This window comes from Roseovarius sp. MBR-51, assembly GCF_053628575.1.
Map to the genome: position 1 here is coordinate 1 of NZ_JBRJGQ010000047.1, position 2,500 is coordinate 2,500.

The 2,500-nt window shown below is 53.6% G+C and carries 1 tRNA gene and 2 rRNA genes (1 of these 3 cut by a window edge); all 3 read right to left on the reverse strand.

The features are described from left to right. Nucleotide 1: 1 nt before the first annotated feature. Nucleotides 2–78: transfer RNA gene (locus ACSSVY_RS22445), tRNA-Met, on the reverse strand. Nucleotides 79–219: 141 nt separating this feature from the next. Next, a 5S ribosomal RNA gene (gene rrf, locus ACSSVY_RS22450) occupies nt 220–334 on the reverse strand. A 193-nt stretch (nt 335–527) separates the two neighbouring features. Further along, a 23S ribosomal RNA gene (locus tag ACSSVY_RS22455) occupies nt 528–2,500 on the reverse strand; it runs 997 nt beyond the window's last position.

Genomic DNA, 2,500 nt, shown 5'->3' on the forward strand with positions numbered 1-2,500 from the left:
TTGGTTGCGGGAGTAGGATTTGAACCTACGACCTTCAGGTTATGAGCCTGACGAGCTACCGGGCTGCTCCATCCCGCGACAGTGTTTTGCCTGTTTTCCGTGTGTGGAATTGGGCGATAGTGATGGCCTTGGGCCTATAGTATGCCCCAGCATTGTTTTGATGTTGGGTGTTTCATCGTTTTCGAGAGATACATTTTGATGTCTTGAGGTTTTTACCAGGTTTGGCAGCGACCTACTCTCCCACGTCTTAAGACGCAGTACCATTGGCGCGACAGCGCTTAACGGCCGGGTTCGGGATGGGACCGGGTGTTTCGCTTGTGCTATGACCACCAAACCGGGAAAAAACCTCGAGACATTGTTTTGTCCTATCGCCTATCGGCGACTTGAGGACATTATTACGACCTGCCTCCGAGAGGGGCAAGGTATCTCCAACCGTCTTGCTCCGGTTGGAGTTGGATTTCCAAGTCAGTACGCTGTGATTTGTGTATGCTTTTGATTTGTCTGTAACAGTCTTGCTATTACTGGATCAAATCAAGCCTATCGAGCCATTAGTACCAGTCAACTGAACGCATTGCTGCGCTTACATCTCTGGCCTATCGACGTGGTGGTCTACCACGGCTCTCAGGGATACCTTGTTTTGAGGGGGGCTTCCCGCTTAGATGCCTTCAGCGGTTATCCTGTCCGAACATAGCTACCCTGCACTGCGGCTGGCGCCACAACAGGTCCACCAGTGGTTCGTTCACCCCGGTCCTCTCGTACTAGGGGCAACTCCTCTCAAGTATCCTACACCCACGGCAGATAGGGACCGAACTGTCTCACGACGTTCTAAACCCAGCTCACGTACCTCTTTAAACGGCGAACAGCCGTACCCTTGGGACCTGCTCCAGCCCCAGGATGAGATGAGCCGACATCGAGGTGCCAAACACTGCCGTCGATATGGACTCTTGGGCAGTATCAGCCTGTTATCCCCGGCGTACCTTTTATCCGTTGAGCGATGGCCCTCCCACTTGGGACCACCGGATCACTATGGCCGTCTTTCGACTCTGCTCGACTTGTCAGTCTCGCAGTCAGGCTGGCTTCTGCCATTGCACTCAACGAGCGATTTCCGACCGCTCTGAGCCAACCTTCGCGCGCCTCCGTTACGCTTTAGGAGGCGACCGCCCCAGTCAAACTACCCACCACGCAGGGTCCCGGACCCGGATAACGGGCCGCGGTTAGACATCAAGAGTGCGAAGGGTGGTATCTCAAGGGAGGCTCCACAGGGACTAGCGTCCCTGCTTCAAAGCCTACCACCTATCCTGCACATCACAATCCTGATGCCAGTGCGAAGCTATAGTAAAGGTGCACGGGGTCTTTCCGTCTAACCGCGGGAAGCCTGCATCTTGACAGGCAATTCAATTTCGCTGAGTCTATGTTGGAGACAGCGGGGAAGTCGTTACGCCATTCGTGCAGGTCGGAACTTACCCGACAAGGAATTTCGCTACCTTAGGACCGTTATAGTTACGGCCGCCGTTTACCTGGGCTTCAATTCAGAGCTCTCACCCCTCCTTTTAACCTTCAGGCACCGGGCAGGCGTCAGACCCTATACGTCGTCTTGCGACTTCGCAGAGCCCTGTGTTTTTAGTAAACAGTCGCCACCCCCTGGTTTGTGCCCCCAGCCTCTAGTTGCCTAGAAACCGGGCCTCCTTCTCGCGAACTTACGGAGGTATTTTGCCGAGTTCCTTCAACATAGTTCTCTCAAGCGCCTTGGTATTCTCTACCAGTCCACCTGTGTCGGTTTAGGGTACGATCTAGCGATGGAGCTATTTCCAGGAACCTCTCAGCGGCCCGTTCAATCCGATAAGAACGAACAACCTTTGAGATCCGTCACTTCCATCTGGCCCAGGAATATTAACCTGGTTCCCATCGACTACGCCTTTCGGCCTCGCCTTAGGGGTCGGCTTACCCTGCTCAGATTAGCTTTAAGCAGGAACCCTTGGACTTTCGGCGAGGGTGTCTCTCACACCCTTTATCGCTACTCATGTCATCATTCTCACTAGTGATCTCTCCACGGGATCCCTCACAGGCCCGCTTCATCGAAGATTTCTTACCCTCCATGATGTCCCGAAGGACACTAAAGAGGATAGAAACCATGTCACACTACGCTCTGCTACCATGCCTTACGGCATCCTAAGCTTCGGCTCATGGCTTGAGCCCCGTTACATCTTCGCCGCAGGACAACTTATTTAGACCAGTGAGCTGTTACGCTATCTTTAAAGGATGGCTGCTTCTAAGCCAACCTCCTGGTTGTTTTGGTCGTCCCACCTGCTTTCCCACTTAGCCATGAATTAGGGGCCTTAGCTGTAGGTCAGGGTTGTTTCCCTCTCGACTACGGACGTTAGCATTCGCAGTCTGTCTGCCATCTAGTACTCCTCGGTATTCGGAGTTTGGTTAGGATCAGTAAGCCTGTGGGGCCCCATTACCCATCCAGTGCTCTACCCCCGAGGGTATTCGGATGACG